We start from the raw sequence: 19471 nt of genomic DNA on the forward strand, positions 1-19471 counted from the left end.
TTAAACCGCTACGTCGTATTCTCTCAACGCATTGTTGAGTGATGTTTTTAAATCGGTGGAAGGCTTACGGGTTCCGATAATCAGGGCACAAGGAACCTGATAATCTCCGGCAGCAAACGATTTGGTATAACTTCCCGGGATTACCACCGAACGAGCCGGAACAAATCCTTTGTATTCTTTGGGCTCAGGGCCTGTAACATCAATAATTTTTGTAGAAGCAGTCAAGCATACATTAGCACCCAAAACGGCTTCTTTTTCTACACGCACTCCTTCAACAACTATACAACGTGAGCCAATAAAAGCACCATCTTCAATAATAACCGGAGCGGCTTGTAAAGGTTCTAAAACACCACCAATTCCAACGCCTCCCGAAAGGTGTACGTCTTTCCCGATTTGGGCACAACTTCCAACCGTTGCCCATGTATCTACCATGGTTCCTTCATCTACATAAGCACCTATATTGACGTAACTTGGCATCAAAATCACACCTTTAGAAATGTAAGCACCATAACGGGCTGTTGCCGGCGGTACCACACGAATTCCTTTTTCGGCATAACCGTTTTTCAATACCATTTTGTCGTGGTATTCAAAAATTCCGGCTTCCCAGGTTTCCATTTTTTGGATAGGGAAATACATTACTACTGCTTTCTTAACCCATTCGTTTACCTGCCAGCCATGAGCTGTTGGTTCTGCAACGCGTAAAGTTCCGGCATCTAATAAGGCAATAACCTCTTTAATGGCATTAGTTGTGATTTCTTCTTGCAACAAAGCTCGGTTTTCCCAAGCTGTTTCTATGATGTTTTGTAGTGTTACCATGATTTTTGAATTTAACTGCGTTCAGTTCGAGCCTAAGGTTCGAATTGAAGGCAAAGATAGTTTCATTTTTAGAAAGTAACAAAGCATTTATTTCGGGAGGTTTACATTCTCAAAAAATTGTTAAAACCTTTTGTTTAAGCTGTAGAATAAGTAAGTTTGTGAGTACTCTTTACTCTCTAAAACCCATATAATGATAAAAAAATGCATCCTGTTTACAGCGACAATGTTCGTTTTGTTCACGAGTTGTCAAAAACAAGCCAAAAAGGAGGATAACAGCAAAGGCTCTGTTGCAGTTTTAGGCGTCAAAAATGCTAAAAACACCATCAAATTTGAAGGGATATACAAAGGAGTATTGCCTTGCGCTGATTGTGAAGGTTTGGAAATGGTTATCAGTTTAAATGAAAATGCTACCTATGCGATTCAATCAAGGTATTTGGGTAAAGGGGACAAGATCTTTGAACAACACGGTACTTTCATCTGGAACAAAGAGGGCAGTGTGGTCACTTTTGAGAATATTGAAAATGCTCCTAATCAATATGCAGTGGGTAAAAACACGCTCACCCAACTCGATATGGAAGGAAAAAAAATTACCGGTAATTTAGCCCGTAACTACATACTTACCAAGCAGGCAGATTTAATAGAAACTGCTAAAAGTCCAGAAATTGCTAAGCCTATAGTCAATCTGAATAATAAAATGGAAGCGCAAACCATCATTAAAAAAGTTAATCCGGCTGTTGGAAAATTCACCTTAGCCGAAACGCAATGGCGACTGATTGAGTTATACGGTAAACACATCAAACAAAAAGGCAGCAAAAAGTTCATCCTTAAACTTAATTCCAAAGACGGTAAGTTTAGCGCATACATGGGATGCAATACTTTTTCGGGGAATTATTTTATGAAAACATCTGCTACGGTTTCTTTTTCTAACACGATAGCTACCATGATGATTTGTGACCACATGGATTTGGAGAGAGCTTTTTCCAAAATGTTAGGCAGCGGTAGTGTTGCCTATTATGTGATTCAGGAAAATGTTCTCCAATTAAAGAACGAAGAAAAGCAAACTTTAGCTAAATTTGAAGCTGCAAATTAAAAACCAATGCCAAGAATTCTTGCTATAGATTACGGAATAAAACGCACCGGAATTGCCGTGACCGATGAATTACAGATTATAGCCTCGGGACTTACGACCATTCCTTCGGAAACAGCAATTGCTTTTTTGAAAGATTATTTTGCTAAAGAAAATGTAATCAAAGTCTTGATTGGTGAGCCTAGACAGATGAACGGTCAACCTTCCGAAAGTACACCGGTAATCGAAAAATTTGTAGCTGATTTTAAAATTGCCTTTCCTGAAATGAAACTGGATCGGGTGGATGAGCGGTTTACATCAAAGATGGCTTTTCAAACCATGATTGACAGTGGACTCAAAAAGAAGCAACGTCAGAACAAAGGCTTGGTCGACGAAATTGCCGCTACTATCTTACTTCAAGATTATCTGACACGAAAAATGATTTAATTTCCTTATTTTTGCCACCCGAGAGACCGAAAGGTCGAATTGTATGAAATAAAAAAATAACAAAATGATTATTCCTATTTACGGATATGGTGAGCCGGTGTTGCGAAAAGTCGGAGAGGAAATTACTCCCGAATATCCTAATTTAAAAGAGGTTATTGCCAATATGTATGACACTATGTATAACGCATATGGCGTGGGTTTGGCTGCCCCTCAGGTAGGTTTGGCCATTCGATTGTTTGTCATTGATACTGAACCGTTCAGCGACAGTGAGGATTTATCCAAAGATGAACAAGCTCAGTTAAAAGGATTCAAAAGAACCTTTATCAACGCTAAAATGCTCAAAGAAGAAGGTGAAGAATGGGGTTTCAACGAAGGTTGCTTAAGTATTCCTGATGTGCGTGAAGATGTCTACCGCCGTGAAAGAATCACAATTGAATATTGTGATGAAGATTTTAATAAAAAGACAGAAGTCTTTGACGGGCTGATTGCACGTGTAATTCAGCATGAATATGATCACATTGAAGGAATATTGTTTACCGACAAAATTTCGATGCTCAAAAGAACACTCATCAAAAAGAAATTACAAAACATCATGGACGGTAAATCTTTTCCGGATTACCGAATGAAATTTGCCAATAAAAAAGGAAGATAATTTAACAATTATCAACCCAACATTTAAATATATTTGTCCCATTAACTAAATTAAGAAATGAACGTAGAAAAAATTTTAGCCATTGCCGGTAAACCGGGTTTATTTGAATTAAAATTACAAACCCGCTCAGGTTTTTTGGCGGAATCCTTATTAGACGGAAAAAAAATTACCGTTGGAATGCGCAGTAATGTGAGCTTGTTGTCTGAAATCTCAATGTATACCTATAGCGAAGAGAAACCCTTGGTTGAAATTATGAGAACCATTGCAATAAGAGAGAATGAAGGACCAACTTCGGTTTCTCCTAAAGATGATAATACCAAATTGATTGCCTATTTCAAAGAAATTTTACCCGATTATGATGAAGACAGAGTGTATGCTTCGGATATCAAAAAATTATTGAATTGGTATAATATTTTACAAGCTAAAGGAATGGTTTCTAAAGAAGAACCAAAAGTAGAAAACGCTGAAGCAGTAAAAGAAGAAGTGGTGGAAAAGGTGAAAAAAGAAGCCAAAACCGAAAAAGCTCCGGCCAAATCTAAAAAATAGTTAATTACTTTTTTATAAATACAAATCCTGTCGCGGTTATCTCGTGACAGGATTTTTTATTTTTACTTTACGATACGCTCATTCCTAAACAACCTCTAAAAAATAAAGAAATGAATACACGTCAGCAACAGCTTGAAGCTTTCAATCGTTTACTCGATATCATGGATGATTTGCGCGAAAAATGTCCTTGGGACAAAAAACAAACCTTGGAAAGTTTGCGTCATCTCACTATTGAAGAAACCTATGAATTGGGCGATGCTATTTTAGATAATGATTTGCAGGAAATCAAAAAAGAGTTAGGCGACTTGTTGCTGCATATTGTTTTTTATGCCAAAATAGGGAGTGAAACCCATCATTTCGATATAGCCGATGTGGCCAATAGTATTTGTGATAAATTAATTGACCGCCATCCGCACATCTATGGCGATGTCGTTGTCGCTGATGAAGAAGAGGTAAAACAAAATTGGGAAAAGCTCAAACTTAAAGAGGGCAAAAAATCGGTACTTGAAGGAGTTCCCAAAAGTTTGCCCGCCTTGGTCAAAGCCAGTCGGATACAAGATAAAGTAAAAGGAGTAGGTTTTGATTGGGAAGAACCCCACCAGGTTTGGGACAAGGTACAGGAAGAATTACAAGAACTGCAAATTGAGGTCAATGCCGGCAATCAGGACAAAATAGAAGCTGAATTTGGTGATGTTATGTTTTCGATGATTAATTATGCCCGATTTCTTAAAGTCAACCCCGAAGATGCTTTGGAACGTACCAATAAAAAATTTATGAAGCGCTTTATGTACCTTGAAAATAAAGCCACTGAACTCGGCAAACCCTTAATGGATATGACGTTAGCAGAAATGGACGTCTTTTGGAACGAAGCAAAAAAGCTATAAACTCTGTCAAAAAGCCCAAAAACGTTATTAGAAGTATAGAAAGTGATAGTAAAAGTATACTCTTGGTTAATAAAAGTACCTTATAGGTTATTAAAAGTATCGATTAGGTTGGTAGAAGTATAGTCGAGATAGTTAGAAGTATCTTCCGAAGCAGTAAAAGTAAATAGTAGGTGATTAGAAGTAAATTCGGGGTGATTAGAAGTAATTATGAGGATAGTAAACGTATCGAATAAGGATAGGAAACAACCTTCTGAGGCAATTAAATAGCTATTTGACTATATTTGACACAAAGCACAGTCTTCTTTTAGAGATAAAAAACTATAAAATAAACCAACCAAAAAACTATATATGTCAAACGAAAAACACCATTTTCACCGCTCGTTAGGTTTAATTGATGCCACAAGCCTGGTCGCTGGTTCCATGATTGGTTCCGGAATCTTTTTAGTAACTGCCGCTATGGCCAGAGATGTCGGTTCGGCCGCCTGGATACTCGTAATTTGGTTGGTAACTGGATTACTAACCATGTCGGCAGCCTTGAGTTATGGTGAGTTGGCCGGAATGATGCCCAATGCCGGAGGTCAATATGTTTATATCCAGAGAGCCTACGGAAAATTGATTTCATTCCTTTACGGATGGACGGTTTTTACCGTTATTCAAACAGGAACCATTGCGGCTGTGGCGGTTGCTTTCTCTAATTATACGGCTGTTTTTTTTCCTTTTCTAGAAAATAAAATACTCAGTCTGGGCGAAAGTTTTGCATTTACCAATAAGCAGGTTCTGGCCATGGGGGTCATTGTTTTGCTAACATTTATCAACACCAAGGGCATCAAAAGCGGTAAAATAATTCAGTTGGTATTTACCTCGGCCAAACTGATAGCACTTTTTGCTTTAATTGTTTTGGGGATTTATATTGGCTTCCACACAGATACTTTTGCGGCTAATTTCAAAGATATGTGGGACGCCAAAAAAACAGTTTTGGAAGCTAACGGAACCTTGACCATCACGAAATTATCGGGGGTGGCCTTGCTCGGAGCGATGGGCGCTACCATTATCAATTCGCTGTTTTCGAGTGATGCCTGGAACAATGTAACCTTCATTGCCGGGGAGATTAAAGACCCCAAAAAAAATATTCCACGCAGTTTGTTTCTAGGAACTCTGATAGTAACCGTTATTTATATTTTAGCCAATATTGCCTATCTGGCTTTATTGCCTTTAAACGGAATTCCTGGCGATGACGTAGGGGTAGCTCAACATGGTATTATGTTTGCCAGTCAGGATAGGGTAGGAGCAGCAGCAGCCAGTGCAATCATGGGAAATTTGGGTGTGTTTATGATGGCCGGATTGATTATGGTTTCCACTTTCGGCTGTAACAGCGGACTGATTTTATCAGGAGGGCGATTGTTTTATGCCATGGCAAAAGATGGTTTGTTTTTTAAAAAAGCCGGAGATATTAACGATTATGATGTGCCTTCAAGAGCTCTTTGGTTTCAATGTATATGGGCTTGTTTTCTCTGTCTTACCGGGCGTTACGGGGACCTACTAACCTATGCGACCTTTGCTTCATTGCTGTTTTATATTTTAACTATAGGAGGTTTGTTTATTCTTCGTAAAAAAGAGCCCGATGCGGAACGACCTTACAGAGCCTTTGGATATCCAATCATCCCTGTTTTATACATTATCATTACAAGTTTAATTTGTATTGACTTGGTGATTTACGATACTCGAAATACTGGTTTAGGATTAGCGATTGTTGCCTTAGGAATACCGGTGTACTATATAGCAATGCATAAAAAAGAGTAAAGTAAGCCGTAATAAAAAAGCCTTTAGGATTTCCTAAAGGCTTTTTTTATGATTTCTACTGTTTTTATTTGGCAGGAATAGCAGCAGGAGCTTGAGCAGCTGGTGCTTCAGTTAACTCCAATTCAAAAATAATATTAGCATTAGGAGGAATAACTCCACCGGCACCTCTTTCTCCGTAACCTAATTTTGAAGGGATATACAACAAGGCTTTATCTCCTAAGTTCATTAGGTTTAACCCTTCCAAAAAGCCTGGTATTAAACCGTCTTTTTTACCATACTGGAATGGGAAAGCTTGGTAACCTCCTTGTTTTCCTCTGTTTTCATCGTATTTTCCATACGATTTGCAAACATCCTCATAGCTACTGTCAAACAAGCTTCCGTCTTCTAAATATCCTGCATAATTGATGTATACAGTAGAACCTTCTGTTGGTTTTTTTCCTGTTCCGGTTTTTAGAATTTTGTATTTTAATCCGCTGGCTGTTTCAGTAGCAGTGGCTTTAGTGGTATTTAAATATTCAGCTTTAGCTGACATAACACTACCATATTGTGCTTTGTATTGAGCTGCCTTAGCAGCCATGTCTTCCATTTGTTTTTTTCTCATTTCCGCTTCTGCAGCAGCATCTTTTTTGTCTTCTTCTGATTTGCTGGCCATATAATCAGCAAATATTTTAGCGGCATCAAATTTCTTTGCAGCTTCTCCTTTACGAGTAATTGTAATTTTCTTGATAATGTCGTCTTGTTTGATGGCATTTACCACGTCCTGACCTTTTACGACATAACCAAAAATAGTGTGTTTCCCGGTTAACCAAGGAGTATCTTTATGGGTGATGAAGAATTGAGAGCCGTTGGTTTTCGGTCCTGAATTGGCCATAGCCAATATACCGGCTCTGTTGAACTGAGCATCTGTAAATTCATCTTTAAAAGCATAGCCAGGTCCACCTGAACCATTTCCGGCAGGATCACCACCTTGAATCATAAAATCTGCAATCACTCTGTGAAATTTCAATCCGTTGTAAAAAGGTTTGCCCTTCAAATTCGGATCTGTTACAGAAGCGTTGGTTCCTTCGGCTAAGGACACAAAGTTAGCTACCGTGATAGGTGTTTTTTGGTATTCTAATTGTACCAATATAGTCCCTTTGTCGGTATCAAACTCGGCAAAGATACCCTGGTCAGCAGCAACAGGCTTGATGTTGGCTGCAGTCTTTGGAGTTTTAACAGCTGCCTTCGCAGCTGGTTTCGCTACCGTTTTCTTAGTTTGAGCTGAAACTCCCATGATTCCTAAGCAAAGCAAAAGAAGCATACTAAATTTTATCTTCATGATTTATAGTTTTTAATTGTTAGTAATTATTTTTTATCTCTTATTTCTACTTCAAAAATCAAATTTGCATTGGGAGGAATTACTCCGCCGGCCCCTTGTTCTCCGTAACCTAAAGCTGCTGGAATGAAAAGTACTGCTTTATCACCCACTTTCATTTTTCCGATAGCCTCCACAAATCCCGGAATTAACTGATTGTATCCGCCTACTTTGAAAGGTAGTAAGGTGTATCCGTTCTGCATGGCTCTTTGAGTGTCAAATGTACCAAATTGCTTGGCTACTGCGATGTCACTGGTGTCAAAAAGTGTACCGTCTTCTAAAAATCCGGCATAATTAATGAAAAAAGTGGTACCGTCTTTGGGTTTTTCACCTGTCGATTTCCGGATTGTTTTATAGGCTAAACCTGTAGTCGATTTGGTAGCAGTGGCTTTTAATGAGTTGAAATATTTTAATTTAGCAGCGATAACGTTTCCGTATTTGGCTTTGTATTCCTCTGCTTTTTTTGCTTCAAGTTCTTGTAATTTTTTATTATTTTCAGCTTCAAGACCAGCCTGAAGTTTTATTTTTTCCTGATTGGTTTTGAAAGCATCTGTAAAAATTTTCACAGCGTCAAACTTCTTAACCGCTTCTCCTTTTCGAATGATGGTCACTTTGGTCATAGGATCATTGACTTCAATGGAGTTGACAACATCCATGCCTTCAACTACATAACCAAATACCGCATGTCTTCCGTCGAGATTAGGGGTGGCTTCAAATGTAATAAAGAATTGAGAACCGTTTGTATTTGGTCCCGAATTGGCCATTGACAATGTTCCGGGACGGTTATGTTTTAATTCGGTAAATTCATCGGCAAAAGTATAACCGGGATCTCCGGAACCATTTCCCAGAGGATCGCCTCCTTGAATGACAAAACCTTTCTCTACACGGTGAAAAACAATTCCGTCATAAAAAGGTTTTCCTTTTAAGTCTTCCATAACAAAAGGGTTCTTGCCTTCGGCCAGAGTCACAAAATTCGCTACGGTAACAGGAGCTTGTTGGTATTTTAATTCTAATAGTATATTCCCTTTCGGAGTTTCAATTTCGGCGTACAAACCATCTTTCAGGTTTTTGTGTTCGTCTTTACAGGAAGTTAAAGCGAAAGCCACTAAGGCAAAAAAAAGTGCAATCTTTTTATTCATTATAACAGGATTAATTCTCTGGTTTTACTACAGTTTCGGGTTTAAAATCGTTGAGGGTTACGGTACAAATCAACGGTTGATTTGTGCCAATCCGTTTGTTGTCACCATGATAGCCATAGGCCATATGTGAGGGGAAAAGAAACGTAATAGTTTCATTTTTGCGCATCAGCTTAATTCCGTCTCGTAAGCCCATCATGATGTTTTGCTTATCTACCTTGTAGGTTTGCGGGCGCAATTCTACTGCAGAGTAAACGACATTACCTTTAAAATCTTTAATTTCATATTCAAATTCGGCAATGTCTCCTTTTTTTGGTCGTAAGGTATCTTTGTCATTTTTGACATCATAATGATACCAGTACCCTTTTTTGGAAGCAATGTACTGTATCTTTGGATTACTCTTTATAATCGAATCGATTTTTCCTTCTTCCCCTGCAATCAATTTTTTGTTTCGGGCCACTGATTCCTTCATAAACGTTCCGGAAGAACGTGAAATTGGCATTCTGGCTTGTTGCTGTTTGCAACTGATTAGAGTTACGAACAGTACTGACAGTAGCATAAAGATTATACTGTTTTTCATTTTAAATGGATATTTTCGAAATTAGATTTTCAAATTTTTTAAGCGTATCTTTCATGTTGTCATATGATTTTCCTCCTGCAGCATTAATGTGGCCACCCCCGTTAAAATGATCCCGGGCAAATTGATTCACATCAAAGGTTCCTTGAGAGCGGAACGAAATTTTGATGATATTTTCTTCACGATGTTCGATAAAAATAGCAGCAAAATGAATGCCTTTGATGGTCAGTCCATAATTAACTATTCCTTCGGTATCTCCCTTTTCATAATGAAATTCATCCAGGTCTTTCTGTGAAAGCACAATATACGACGTTTTGTATTCGGGCAATACTTTCATGCTCTGTAACGCCCGCCCCAATAATTGCAGTCGGTTATAAGAATTGTTGTCAAATAGCAAATTGTGAATTTCACTGTTATTAATCCCTTTGTCAATCAAATCCGCTACAACTCGATGGGTAGTCCCCGTGGTAGATGGAAAGCGAAATGAACCGGAGTCAGTTACAATTCCGGTGTAAATGCAGCTGGCAATTGTTTTGTCAATTAATGCGGTTTTGTCTAAAAAAGAAATAAAATTATAGAGCATTTCACAAGTTGAACCAAAAGCAGTGTCAGAATAAGTGTAGGTAGCAAAGCCGTCCGGTTTTTGATGATGATCAATCATGACCATCGGGGCATTAAGTTTGTTAAGTACCTGTTCCATCTCACCGGTTCGATGCAATGCATTAAAGTCTAGCAGGAAAACCAATTCTGCTTCCTGCAATTTTGCACTGCAATGTTCTTTGTCATTTTCATAAATCAAAACATTTTCTGCGCCCGGCAACCAGGCCAAGAAATTAGGAAAATCATTAGGGGATATAACTACCGGTGTATGGTTTTCTTTTAACAAAAAATGATATAGTGCCAAAGTGGAGCCCATGGCGTCGCCATCAGGACTTCTGTGAGGAACTATCGCAATCTTTTTGGGTGTTGCCAATAACTCTTTTATGGCAATAACAGCTTCTTTTTTCATTGGTTGCGAAGTTACATTTTTTTCAGATATAGGCGTTTATTTGGCAATAAAAAGTCCGAGCCAAACCGCAAAAAGTCCGAGAAGTAAGCTAATTGCCATATATCCGAAAGCCAGTAGCATCTGATTGTTTTGCATGAGAGAGAAATTTTCCATGCTAAAAGTAGAGAAAGTCGTATAACCTCCGCAGAACCCGGTAATCAAAAACCATTTCAAATTGCTGTCGGCTAACTGATTTTTTTCTAATAGTCCGATAAACAATCCAATCAAAAAACAACCGGCAACGTTTGCTATGAACGTGGCCATCGGAAAATGATTGGACCAAAATTTTGAAACTATAATTGTAGTTAAAAATCGTAAAACGCTCCCGATAGCCCCTCCTAATGCAATGTATAAAATCGTTTTCAGCATAGTCAAATTGAGATTAGGAATTAGGTTTTTTTCGGCCTCGGTGAGCTGGGTTTTGGAACTTGGTGACTGCTTTTTTAGAAACCCCAAATTCAGCTTTGGTTGCTTTAGGCAAACTTGCTTCCTCCGTTTTGCTTGAAGGTTCAATCAGTTTGTTTAGTTGCTGAATTTCGTCATCGGTTAAATTTCGATAACGACCCACGTGTACATCGAGTGAAATGTTAATAATCCGAATTCTTTTCAGGGCAGTGACTTCATAGCCTAAATATTCACACATTCTTCTAATTTGTCGGTTTAATCCCTGAGTCAGAATAATTCGAAAGACATATTTGCTGATTTGTTCCACTTTGCATTTGCGGGTTATGGTATCTAAAATGGGAATACCATTGCTCATTCTTTCGATAAATCGATCGGTAATTGGTCGGTTAACCGTTACAATGTATTCTTTTTCATGATTGTTACGGGCACGCAGTATTTTGTTGACGATATCGCCGTCATTGGTCATGAAAATCAATCCTTCACTGGCTTTATCCAATCGTCCAATAGGGAAAATACGCTTCGGATAATTGATATAATCCACGATGTTATCGCGCACATTTTGATTGGTGGTGCATTCAATTCCAACGGGTTTGTAAAAGGCCAGATAAATTGGTTTTTCGGTTTTTTCTCTGACCAGTTTTCCGTCTACACGCACTTCATCATCCGCAGAAACTTTAGTACCCATCTCAGGGATGACACCGTTAATAGTGATTCGGCCTTCTTCCAGTAATTTGTCTGCTTCTCTACGAGAACAAAATCCTGATTCCGAAAGGAATTTATTGATACGGGTCTGATTGCTTTCCATACCGCAAATATAGTACAATTTGCGAATCGATTTTCTTGACAAGATGTTTAAAAGTTGGTGGCAAAAAGAGTTAAAAAAGTTAGGTAAGTTTTAAGTTTTTGTTACTTTTACCCGCATGAATTTACAAGGAAAACTTATTATAATTGGCGGTGCTGTTGATAAAGGCAGTTTCACTGAAACAGATTTGGACAAGAATGCTCCACAAAATTTAAATTTCTTTGAGGAGGGGATTTTAAAACGTATCATCAAAGAATCTAAAAACAAAGAACTTTCCAGGATAGAAGTGATTACCACGGCTTCTAAAATTCCCAGAGAAATTGGTCCTGAGTACGTAAAAGCGTTTAATTATTTAGGGGCTAACAATGTAGATGTACTTCACATTGAGCGTAGAGAACAGGCTTCTGATGAGGAAGTTTTAAATCGTTTGAGAAATGCTGATGTGGTAATGTTTACTGGAGGAGATCAGTTGCGGTTGACTTCAATTTTAGGAGGAACTCCTTTTGATGATATTTTGATAAACAAATACCGAAATGAGGATTTCGTTTATGCCGGTACTTCTGCCGGAGCGGCAGCCGCTTCCAATAACATGATTTATCAAGGGAGCAGTCAGGAAGCTTTGCTCAAGGGAGAAGTTAAGATTACTTCCGGATTAGGACTTATTGACGATGTTATTATTGATACCCATTTTGTGCAACGAGGCAGAATAGGGAGACTGTTTCAAGCCGTTGTTGGAAATCCTAAGGTGTTGGGAATCGGACTGGGGGAAGATACCGGTTTGTTGATTACCAATGGCCGTCAAATGGAAGCTTTGGGTTCGGGCTTGGTTATTTTAGTAGACGGAAGAGAAATCAAAGATACTAATTTGACTCAAGTAGAATTAGGACAACCTATTTCCATCAATCATTTGGTTACTCATGTCATGAGTAAAAGTGATACCTTCGATTTAGATACTTTTAAAATGACTATTAAGTCGTCACAATACGTTTAAACTGTATGAAAGTCATCATTCATGGAGGTTTTTTTTCGGAATCATCCACCAGTCAGGAGACCAAAATGGCCAAACAGCAAGCCTTACTGCGTATTGCTAAGGAAGCACATCTTTATTTGCAAACTCATTCTGCCTTGGAAACGGTGGTTTTTGCCGTATCACTTCTGGAAGATGATCCGTTGTTCAATGCCGGAATTGGTTCTCAAATTCAAAGCGACGGCAAAATCAGAATGAGTGCTTCACTGATGGACGGTTCGAAGTTGAAAATGAGTGGTGTAATTAATATAGAAGAAGTAAAGAACCCAATTCAGGTTGCTCAAGTTTTATTGGATTATGATGATAAAGTATTGGGAGGAAGCGGAGCCACAAATTTTGCCCGTCAACACGGTTTTGAAAAATTTTCCACCGAAATTCCACAACGCAGAGCAGAGTATGAAGCTAAACTGGCAGCCAGCGGAACAGGAACTGTAGGTTGTGTAGCGATTGATGCCCAAGGGAAAATTGCAGCGGCGACTTCTACCGGTGGAAAGGGTTTTGAAATTCCGGGAAGAATATCGGATTCAGCTACGGTAGCCGGAAATTATGCCAATGAATTTTGCGGGGTGAGTTTAACCGGTGTTGGGGAAGATATTGTGAGCGGCGCAGTAGCAGCTAAAATTGTCACCCGGGTTACTGACGGATTTACCTTGGCGCAGGCCTTTGAGAAAACATTTAATGAACTCAAACCTTTTGACGGGTTTGCCGGAGCTATTGCTATAGATAAGTACGGACATATTTTTCATCAGGATTCTCATCCGAGTATGGTGTTTGCCAGCTTTGATGGTGAGAAGGAGGAAGTTTTTACCTAAAAAAAATAATCATCCATATACATAAAAAAATCCCAATCGCAAGATTGGGATTTTTCAGTTAAAGGAAACTCAGTTAGTAATTGAAAATTTCTTCCAAGGTTACTTCTTCAATAGAGCCAAGTTTTTTCAGCGCTTCAAAGTCCAAACTCTCTTTTTTCCCGATGATGGCGGTGTTGTATTGTTTGGTTTTTACTTCTTTGTTGAAGAAATCGTTCGTGGCTTCTAACGTAAGATTTTGAATGTCATTGTAAATGTCTTTACGGATATCGTAATCAAAACCTAATTTTTTTAGATTCAACTGATTGAAATAGATATTCGATTTTATAATTCGGCTTGAGGCAATTTGCTTCAGGCTCGAATTTTTGGCATTATTAAATTGCTTATCAATTCGAGGCATTTCATTCAATAATACTGAGATAGCATCTACGGCTTGCGGTAATTTATTGGCTTGTGTACCGATATTAACCGACATATAATCATCTAAATTTTTATCTGAAGCCATAGTATAGGTGGCACGAGCTGAATAAGCCAATGACTTGGATTCTCTGATTTCCTGAAAAACAATCGAAGACAATCCTGAACCGAAATAGCTGTTAAATACCGATACAGTTCCGGCTACTTTTGGATTGTATTTTTCTCCTCTCGCGATACGAGTTAATTCGGCCTGAACCATGTCGTAATTGGCAAAATAGACTTTATTGGAGGTAACCGGTTCATTATAGATTTTGGCTGCCGGTATTGGTTTGTTGGCTTTCAGATTGTGATACTTTTCCAACGCCTTTAGAATGCTGTTTAAGTCACTGCCGTAAAAGAAAATCTCATGTTCATAATCGGTTATCCCTTTAACGATACCGGTGAGTTCCGCCACATTCATCTCTTTTAGTTCTTTTTCCGAAAGTATGTCTCTGAAACGGGAATCTTTCCCGTATTTAGCGTAGTTAACCAAGGCATTGATGATGCTTTCTTTGCGTTTTTTGGCATTGGCTCTGTTATTCAAAATGCTTGCTACCTGAACATTGTATACTTCCTGATCCGGTTTTACATTTTTTATAAAATTTTCCAACAGTTCCACTCCTTTGGGAAGGTTGTTTTCCAAACCAGAAAGAGTGATGATACTCATATCGTTTCCGATGTTAGCACTGTAGGAAATACCAATCTTATAGAATTCTTTTTTGATGTCTTCCGCACTCATTTTATCTGTTCCCAAAAACTCTAAAAGGTCTGTGGCCAATGATAATTTTTTGTTATGATCAGTGCCTATTTTGATCACGTAGCTTAGACGTGCAATTGAATTTGTAATGTTTTTAACAAAACTTACGGTGGTGTTCTGAACTTTTTTGGTTTGAATCTCTTTTTTGAAATCTACAAAAACAGGCTGTAAATCACTTGATTTTAATGCGGCAAAGTTTTTATAAAACTCCGATTGTGCTTCACGATTAAGTTGTACAGGTGTAATTCCCGGATTGGAAACCCGAACCAATTTATCGTTTACACCTTTTCTTTTATAAACAATCACATAATTATCTTTGAAAAAGTCATTGGCAAATTTAATGACGTCCGCCTTAGTGATTTTGGACAACTCATCAACTTCTGAAAGGGTTTCCTGCCAGGTTCTGCCTTCAATGAAGTTTCGATAGAATGTTGTCGCCAAGCCGTCGCCGGATTCGTAGGTTTTCATCAAATCCAGTTTTCGGTTGTTGACAATCGCCTGCAACATCCATTCGTCAAACTCTCCTTTTTTGATTTTATCTATTTGGGTAAATAATAAATCTCTTCCTTGCTCTAATGTCTGTCCTTCTTTAGTAGACAAGCTTAATCCGAAATAACCGTAATCATTAATTGTAGTTGAAAAACCCTGAGCACTCAGAGCCAATTGTTTTTGATTAATGTTAAGATCAATTAGCCCCACATCACCGGCATTAGAGAGAATTTCGGAGGTCATATCAGCCAATAAGGCTTCTTTACTTCCCGGTCCCGAAGTTCTCCAGGCAATGGTCAATCGTTCGGCAGTTGGGCTTTTCACTTCTCGGGTAACTATTGAAGTCATTGGTTCTTCAGTCAATTTCTTTTTCATTGGTAATTCTTTGTATTGAAAAGAACCGAAATACTGGTCTACCAATTTTATTGTTTTGTCAAAATCCAAATCACCAACTAAAACAACAGCCATATTGTTAGGAACATAGTAGGTGTTGAAATAGTTGTGAATGGCAACCATAGAGGGATTTTTCAAATGTTCCGGCCTTCCGATGGTGGTTTGTGTCCCGTTTGGAGTCAGCGGAAACAAAGCATTCATCAATTCGTAATTTACCAATCGGCCGTCATTATCCTGAGAACGATTAAATTCTTCGTAAACAGCTTCCAATTCAGTATGGAAAAGGCGAAGAACTAATTCTGAAAAGCGCTCCTTTTCAATCATCAGCCATTTTTCCAATTCATTGGAAGGAATGTTGTTTTTGTAAACGGTTTCGTTTAGATTGGTATGTGCATTAGTACCTTTGGCTCCTAACGATGAAATAAGTTTGTCGTATTCATTGGCAACCGAATATTTTGAAGCTTCCTGTGAAACGGAGTCAATTTGCTTGTAAATGGCCTTCTTTTTTTCAGGGTCGGTTTCGGCTTTGTGCTTTTCGTATAAATCGGAAATTTGCTGAATCAACTCTTTTTCTTTGACCCAATTTTGGGTTCCGATTTTGCTGGTTCCTTTAAAAACCATATGTTCCAGATAGTGTGCTAAACCGGTATTGTCAGCCGGATCATTGTTAGAGCCGGTTCTTACGGGAATATAAGTTTGAATTCGGGGTTCGTCAGTATTTTGAGCCAAATATACTTTCAGTCCGTTTTTTAAAGTATAAATACGGGTTCCGGTCTTGTCGTTTTTTACCGCTTCGTAGGTGTAGCCGTTAGCATCTTTTATTTTTTCGGTCGAGTAGTTTTGTGCTGTGAGTAATGTCATAGACAGCAACGCACAACAAAGCAGCAGTGTTTTTTTCATAAGTTAATAGTTTATCCAAAAATAAGAATAAACTTTTTCTTTTATTTAGCTTTATAAAAAAATCCCAACCACTTGGCTGGGATTTTTTAAATTATGAAGCTCGCATTCCGGTTGTAATGGCTATGCGGTTCCAGGCATTGATAGTGACAATCATCATGATAATTTCGGCTAAATATTTTTCATCAAAGAATCGGACGGCATTTTGATAGGTGGCATCAGAAACATGCTGGTTTATCAATGTTACTTCTTCAGTTAGAGCTAAGATTGCTTTTTCCTCATCAGTATAAAAATCGGCTTCACGCCAAGCATTTAAAAGGTAAATACGTTGTTCTGCTAAACCGAGTTTCCTCGCATCTTTTGTATGCATGTCGATGCAAAATGCACAACCGTTAATTTGGGAGGCCCTGATTTTGATAAGTTCTTTGTGAATAGGATCCAATGGAGTAGAAGCAAGGTATTTTTCTAATCCCATCATGGCTTTATACGCTTCCGGTTGTGTCTCTAAAATGTTTACTCTTGTGTTCATTTTGATTTCTTTTAAAGTTAAACTTCGTTCCGTTTGGCCTCTCAGCCTTGGGTGATACAAAGTTCCGTTCTTTGTTATTCCAAAAACTTGAACTACTTCAAGAAATCAACTTACACTTTTGCTTCGCCTGTCACTTTCGTTCGAGTCCGGCTCTTATTTTACTCATAAATTCGGCACTAAAATCGAGATAGGAAGCCAACATGTATTGAGTAACCCGCTGAACGAATTCAGGTTGCAAATGGTTAAAATGACGATAACGCTCCTCAGCCGATTGCGTATAAAGGTATTTGATGCGCATTTGCGAAGCGGCATAGGATTTTTGCAACATCAATCGAAAATAGCGCTCCATTTTAGGTAGTTTGCGTAACAAATCATCGAAAGTTTTTTGGTCGATAGCTAAAACTTCGGAATGCTCTACCGCTTGGATGTAAAAGTGGGTCGGGTTTTGTGTTTGCAGGCTCATATGGTCAGTAATCCACCAGTTTTCGATACCAAATTGCAGGGTTTGTTCAGCGCCTTTATCGTTAATAATATAAAGACGCAGACATCCTTTCACAATAAAATATTGGGTATTGCATATTTGTCCTTCTTCCAGTAAAATAGTTTTCTTTTTAACTTGGATTGGTTTGAAACAAGATAATATGAAGTCGCTTTCGGTAGCGTCTAATGAAATTGATTTAGCTATGTGTTCCAGTAACGCCTCCATGATACTAAATTAGAAAAACCAACTAAATACAACATTTAGACAGACTAGCTTTCTGCTTTTGATAATTCTTTGATGATTTCAATAAACCGCTCTTTGGCCATCGGTTTTACAATAAAATCGGTGACATCACTGTAGTTTTTGGCCTTTTCAAAATCCATCGGAGAAACCGAAGTGGAGATGATATACAGGGTCATTTTTTTTGCGAATTTAGACTTCAGGTGTATGTATTCATCTAAGAATCCCCATCCGTCAAGTACCGGCATCGATAAATCCAAAAAAATTATTTCCGGCAGTAGACTGGTTTTCTCGGCAGCCTCTTTCAGAAAATCAATAGCGGCCTGACCGTTATTGAAAATGTTGATTTGTCCGGATAGTTTTGTTTCGTCAATGATTTTCTTTATAATGAAAGTGAAAATTTCATCATCATCAATGAGCATAATGTTGTTTGGGGCTGTCATATTGCTTGTTTGATTAATTCTACATAAAAGGTTGTTCCTTCATTTGGGGTGCTTTCAACCCAAATTTTACCTCCCATGGCTTCCACTTGAGATTTTGTCAAGTATAAGCCAAATCCTTTTGCGTCAGGGTGATTGTGAAAAACTTTTCTAATTTTAAACATATTCTCCAGATGTTTTTCCAAATCGATGCCTAATCCGTTATCAGTAATCGAAAGAACTATGGAATCCCCATGGTTTTCAGAAGCAATTTTAATGTGAGGCTTTCTGTCAGGAGATTGATACTTCAGTGAATTACTAATCAAATTGTGCAAGATGCTCTTAAGGTAAGCCACAGGAAAACAAACAAACGGAGCAGCATCGAATTGCGTTTCAATGACGGCTTCTGATTTGTCTATTTCAGCTTGAAGAGTTTCAGTGGTTTTTAGTACATAGGTCTCCAGGTCTAGTTTTTCGGAAGGAATTTCATGATCCTGATAGATTTGCAGAGATTCTACCAACTCATTAAAAATAGCGCTCAGATTTTTAGTCGTTGAATTCAGTTTTTCTAATAAAACTTCTTTCTCTAAATTGTTGGTGTTGTCAGATAACATTTCAATTAGCATGGAAATGTTCAAAAGGGGAGCCCGAAGGTTGTGTGAAATGATATTACAAAAATCTTCCAGTTGTTTTTTTTGAGTGGTAAGGGTAATGATGTTTTTTTGAATGGTTTTATTGGCTTCGTTCAGGTGTTTTGTGCGTTCTATTACTTTTAAATCAAGTTCCTTATTCAATTGTTCTATTTCTTTAGAACGTTTGATGATTTCGATATTCATTTCTTTTACCCTTGATTCCAATTGATTGGAGAGTATTTCTTTTTGCGCTTTATCTTTTTCCAGATTCACAAAGTCAGTTACGTCTACGGCGCGATGAATGATATACTGAATATTGTTTTCGGCATCAAAAACGGGCTTGTTCAGCGGACTCCAAAAGCGTTCTTCAAATTTACCATTGGGTTTTCGGATGTCATACTTTTGAACCGGCATGGTGTGCGATTCTTTGTTTCGTACAACAAAGTCCAAAGAGTTTCTCAGATTGGCAACCCCGTCCGCTGTTTTGTCTCCCGGATTATCAGGAAAAACATCAAATAAATTACGGCCAATAACATTTTCTCGCTTCACCAGAGTTGCTTCAGCATAAGCTGCACTTACCTCTACGATAGTGTAATCGGGTTGCAGAACAAGATAAAGCCCGGGGACATTGTTGAAAATAGCCTGATAATTGATTTGGGGTAAACTAATCGTATTTCTCATTCTTTAAGGAAACATTGTAAATGTACGGAAGAATGTCTTAGGTGGCACTCTGCTATTCAAAGCTAAACAAAATGTAATATAAATCCAACTTTAATCAGTTTTATATTTCAACAGGCAGGTGTTAATTT

General features: G+C 38.2%; 20 protein-coding genes. 8 read left to right on the top strand and 12 right to left on the bottom strand.

The window, feature by feature from the left end:
* Positions 1 to 816: a 2,3,4,5-tetrahydropyridine-2,6-dicarboxylate N-succinyltransferase gene (locus ACSVH6_RS10180; RefSeq protein WP_438078115.1), complete on the bottom strand. Its 816-nt coding sequence runs from the start codon at positions 814 to 816 to the stop codon at positions 1 to 3.
* Positions 817 to 1006: 190 nt separating this feature from the next.
* Between ACSVH6_RS10180 and ACSVH6_RS10185 the strand changes: the two genes are divergently transcribed.
* The 6 genes from ACSVH6_RS10185 to ACSVH6_RS10210 all read left to right on the top strand — a co-directional run bounded on the left by ACSVH6_RS10185 (position 1007) and on the right by ACSVH6_RS10210 (position 6211).
* A complete protein-coding gene (locus ACSVH6_RS10185; RefSeq protein WP_438078117.1) occupies positions 1007 to 1906 on the top strand; it encodes a copper resistance protein NlpE N-terminal domain-containing protein in 900 nt (299 codons plus the stop codon).
* A gap of 6 nt (positions 1907 to 1912) precedes the next feature.
* Positions 1913 to 2329 (top strand): Holliday junction resolvase RuvX, encoded by a 417-nt coding sequence (ruvX, locus tag ACSVH6_RS10190; RefSeq protein ID WP_438078119.1) that lies wholly within the window; start codon positions 1913 to 1915, stop codon positions 2327 to 2329.
* A gap of 64 nt (positions 2330 to 2393) precedes the next feature.
* Complete coding sequence (gene def / locus ACSVH6_RS10195) at positions 2394 to 2981, top strand: peptide deformylase (protein ID WP_438078121.1); 588 nt, start codon at positions 2394 to 2396, stop codon at positions 2979 to 2981.
* A gap of 57 nt (positions 2982 to 3038) precedes the next feature.
* Complete coding sequence (locus ACSVH6_RS10200) at positions 3039 to 3527, top strand: DUF5606 family protein (protein WP_438078123.1); 489 nt, start codon at positions 3039 to 3041, stop codon at positions 3525 to 3527.
* A 110-nt stretch (positions 3528 to 3637) separates the two neighbouring features.
* A complete protein-coding gene (mazG, locus tag ACSVH6_RS10205; RefSeq protein WP_438078125.1) occupies positions 3638 to 4411 on the top strand; it encodes a nucleoside triphosphate pyrophosphohydrolase in 774 nt (257 codons plus the stop codon).
* 348 nt (positions 4412 to 4759) lie between these two features.
* A complete protein-coding gene (locus ACSVH6_RS10210; protein ID WP_438078128.1) occupies positions 4760 to 6211 on the top strand; it encodes an APC family permease in 1452 nt (483 codons plus the stop codon).
* A gap of 64 nt (positions 6212 to 6275) precedes the next feature.
* Here ACSVH6_RS10210 and ACSVH6_RS10215 read toward each other — a convergent pair whose 3' ends face one another.
* The 6 genes from ACSVH6_RS10215 to rluF are packed head-to-tail and all read right to left on the bottom strand — an operon-like array spanning position 6276 to position 11536.
* Complete coding sequence (locus ACSVH6_RS10215) at positions 6276 to 7523, bottom strand: peptidylprolyl isomerase (protein ID WP_438078361.1); 1248 nt, start codon at positions 7521 to 7523, stop codon at positions 6276 to 6278.
* Between the two features lie 32 nt (positions 7524 to 7555).
* Positions 7556 to 8704, bottom strand: coding sequence for a peptidylprolyl isomerase (locus tag ACSVH6_RS10220; RefSeq protein ID WP_438078130.1), 1149 nt, complete (start codon positions 8702 to 8704; stop codon positions 7556 to 7558).
* Positions 8705 to 8714: 10 nt separating this feature from the next.
* Complete coding sequence (gldI, locus tag ACSVH6_RS10225) at positions 8715 to 9281, bottom strand: gliding motility-associated peptidyl-prolyl isomerase GldI (protein ID WP_438078132.1); 567 nt, start codon at positions 9279 to 9281, stop codon at positions 8715 to 8717.
* 1 nt (position 9282) lies between these two features.
* Positions 9283 to 10287, bottom strand: a complete 1005-nt coding sequence (locus ACSVH6_RS10230; RefSeq protein ID WP_438078134.1) for a DHH family phosphoesterase — start codon at positions 10285 to 10287, stop codon at positions 9283 to 9285.
* Between the two features lie 36 nt (positions 10288 to 10323).
* On the bottom strand, positions 10324 to 10695 hold the full coding sequence (gene crcB, locus ACSVH6_RS10235) for a fluoride efflux transporter CrcB (protein ID WP_438078136.1): 372 nt from the start codon (positions 10693 to 10695) through the stop codon (positions 10324 to 10326).
* 13 nt (positions 10696 to 10708) lie between these two features.
* Complete coding sequence (gene rluF, locus ACSVH6_RS10240; RefSeq protein WP_438078363.1) at positions 10709 to 11536, bottom strand: 23S rRNA pseudouridine(2604) synthase RluF; 828 nt, start codon at positions 11534 to 11536, stop codon at positions 10709 to 10711.
* Between the two features lie 115 nt (positions 11537 to 11651).
* Between rluF and ACSVH6_RS10245 the strand changes: the two genes are divergently transcribed.
* Both ACSVH6_RS10245 and ACSVH6_RS10250 read left to right on the top strand, forming a co-directional pair.
* Positions 11652 to 12524, top strand: coding sequence for a cyanophycinase (locus tag ACSVH6_RS10245; RefSeq protein WP_438078139.1), 873 nt, complete (start codon positions 11652 to 11654; stop codon positions 12522 to 12524).
* Positions 12525 to 12529: 5 nt separating this feature from the next.
* Positions 12530 to 13372, top strand: coding sequence for an isoaspartyl peptidase/L-asparaginase (locus ACSVH6_RS10250; protein WP_438078141.1), 843 nt, complete (start codon positions 12530 to 12532; stop codon positions 13370 to 13372).
* A gap of 73 nt (positions 13373 to 13445) precedes the next feature.
* Here the strand turns inward: ACSVH6_RS10250 and ACSVH6_RS10255 are convergent, their stop codons facing one another.
* The 5 genes from ACSVH6_RS10255 to ACSVH6_RS10275 all read right to left on the bottom strand — a co-directional run bounded on the left by ACSVH6_RS10255 (position 13446) and on the right by ACSVH6_RS10275 (position 19343).
* Entirely contained in the window at positions 13446 to 16364 is a 2919-nt protein-coding gene (locus ACSVH6_RS10255) for an insulinase family protein (protein ID WP_438078143.1), read from the bottom strand.
* 91 nt (positions 16365 to 16455) lie between these two features.
* The gene (locus ACSVH6_RS10260) at positions 16456 to 16890 is read right to left on the bottom strand and encodes a carboxymuconolactone decarboxylase family protein (RefSeq protein WP_438078145.1); all 435 of its coding nucleotides are present in this window, start codon (positions 16888 to 16890) and stop codon (positions 16456 to 16458) included.
* A 130-nt stretch (positions 16891 to 17020) separates the two neighbouring features.
* Positions 17021 to 17596, bottom strand: coding sequence for a Crp/Fnr family transcriptional regulator (locus ACSVH6_RS10265; protein ID WP_438078147.1), 576 nt, complete (start codon positions 17594 to 17596; stop codon positions 17021 to 17023).
* A gap of 44 nt (positions 17597 to 17640) precedes the next feature.
* The gene (locus ACSVH6_RS10270) at positions 17641 to 18054 is read right to left on the bottom strand and encodes a response regulator (protein ID WP_438078149.1); all 414 of its coding nucleotides are present in this window, start codon (positions 18052 to 18054) and stop codon (positions 17641 to 17643) included.
* Positions 18051 to 19343, bottom strand: coding sequence for an ATP-binding protein (locus ACSVH6_RS10275; protein ID WP_438078151.1), 1293 nt, complete (start codon positions 19341 to 19343; stop codon positions 18051 to 18053). The genes ACSVH6_RS10270 and ACSVH6_RS10275 overlap by 4 nt, the downstream gene beginning before the upstream one ends.
* Between the last annotated feature and the right edge of the window lie 128 nt (positions 19344 to 19471).

Source organism: Flavobacterium sp. XGLA_31 (genome assembly GCF_051547105.1).
In the GTDB taxonomy this organism is placed as follows: Bacteria; Bacteroidota; Bacteroidia; order Flavobacteriales; family Flavobacteriaceae; genus Flavobacterium.

Excerpts from the sequence above, each read along its gene's own strand:
- ACSVH6_RS10180 (WP_438078115.1), bottom strand. The coding sequence starts at position 816 with ATGGTAACACTACAAAACATCATAGAAACAGCTTGGGAAAACCGAGCT.
- ACSVH6_RS10185 (WP_438078117.1), top strand. The coding sequence starts at position 1,007 with ATGATAAAAAAATGCATCCTGTTTACAGCGACAATGTTCGTTTTGTTC.
- ruvX (WP_438078119.1), top strand. The coding sequence starts at position 1,913 with ATGCCAAGAATTCTTGCTATAGATTACGGAATAAAACGCACCGGAATT.
- def (WP_438078121.1), top strand. The coding sequence starts at position 2,394 with ATGATTATTCCTATTTACGGATATGGTGAGCCGGTGTTGCGAAAAGTC.
- ACSVH6_RS10200 (WP_438078123.1), top strand. The coding sequence starts at position 3,039 with ATGAACGTAGAAAAAATTTTAGCCATTGCCGGTAAACCGGGTTTATTT.
- mazG (WP_438078125.1), top strand. The coding sequence starts at position 3,638 with ATGAATACACGTCAGCAACAGCTTGAAGCTTTCAATCGTTTACTCGAT.
- ACSVH6_RS10210 (WP_438078128.1), top strand. The coding sequence starts at position 4,760 with ATGTCAAACGAAAAACACCATTTTCACCGCTCGTTAGGTTTAATTGAT.
- ACSVH6_RS10220 (WP_438078130.1), bottom strand. The coding sequence starts at position 8,704 with ATGAATAAAAAGATTGCACTTTTTTTTGCCTTAGTGGCTTTCGCTTTA.
- gldI (WP_438078132.1), bottom strand. The coding sequence starts at position 9,281 with ATGAAAAACAGTATAATCTTTATGCTACTGTCAGTACTGTTCGTAACT.
- ACSVH6_RS10230 (WP_438078134.1), bottom strand. The coding sequence starts at position 10,287 with ATGAAAAAAGAAGCTGTTATTGCCATAAAAGAGTTATTGGCAACACCC.
- crcB (WP_438078136.1), bottom strand. The coding sequence starts at position 10,695 with ATGCTGAAAACGATTTTATACATTGCATTAGGAGGGGCTATCGGGAGC.
- rluF (WP_438078363.1), bottom strand. The coding sequence starts at position 11,536 with ATGGAAAGCAATCAGACCCGTATCAATAAATTCCTTTCGGAATCAGGA.
- ACSVH6_RS10245 (WP_438078139.1), top strand. The coding sequence starts at position 11,652 with ATGAATTTACAAGGAAAACTTATTATAATTGGCGGTGCTGTTGATAAA.
- ACSVH6_RS10250 (WP_438078141.1), top strand. The coding sequence starts at position 12,530 with ATGAAAGTCATCATTCATGGAGGTTTTTTTTCGGAATCATCCACCAGT.
- ACSVH6_RS10255 (WP_438078143.1), bottom strand. The coding sequence starts at position 16,364 with ATGAAAAAAACACTGCTGCTTTGTTGTGCGTTGCTGTCTATGACATTA.
- ACSVH6_RS10260 (WP_438078145.1), bottom strand. The coding sequence starts at position 16,890 with ATGAACACAAGAGTAAACATTTTAGAGACACAACCGGAAGCGTATAAA.
- ACSVH6_RS10265 (WP_438078147.1), bottom strand. The coding sequence starts at position 17,596 with ATGGAGGCGTTACTGGAACACATAGCTAAATCAATTTCATTAGACGCT.
- ACSVH6_RS10270 (WP_438078149.1), bottom strand. The coding sequence starts at position 18,054 with ATGACAGCCCCAAACAACATTATGCTCATTGATGATGATGAAATTTTC.
- ACSVH6_RS10275 (WP_438078151.1), bottom strand. The coding sequence starts at position 19,343 with ATGAGAAATACGATTAGTTTACCCCAAATCAATTATCAGGCTATTTTC.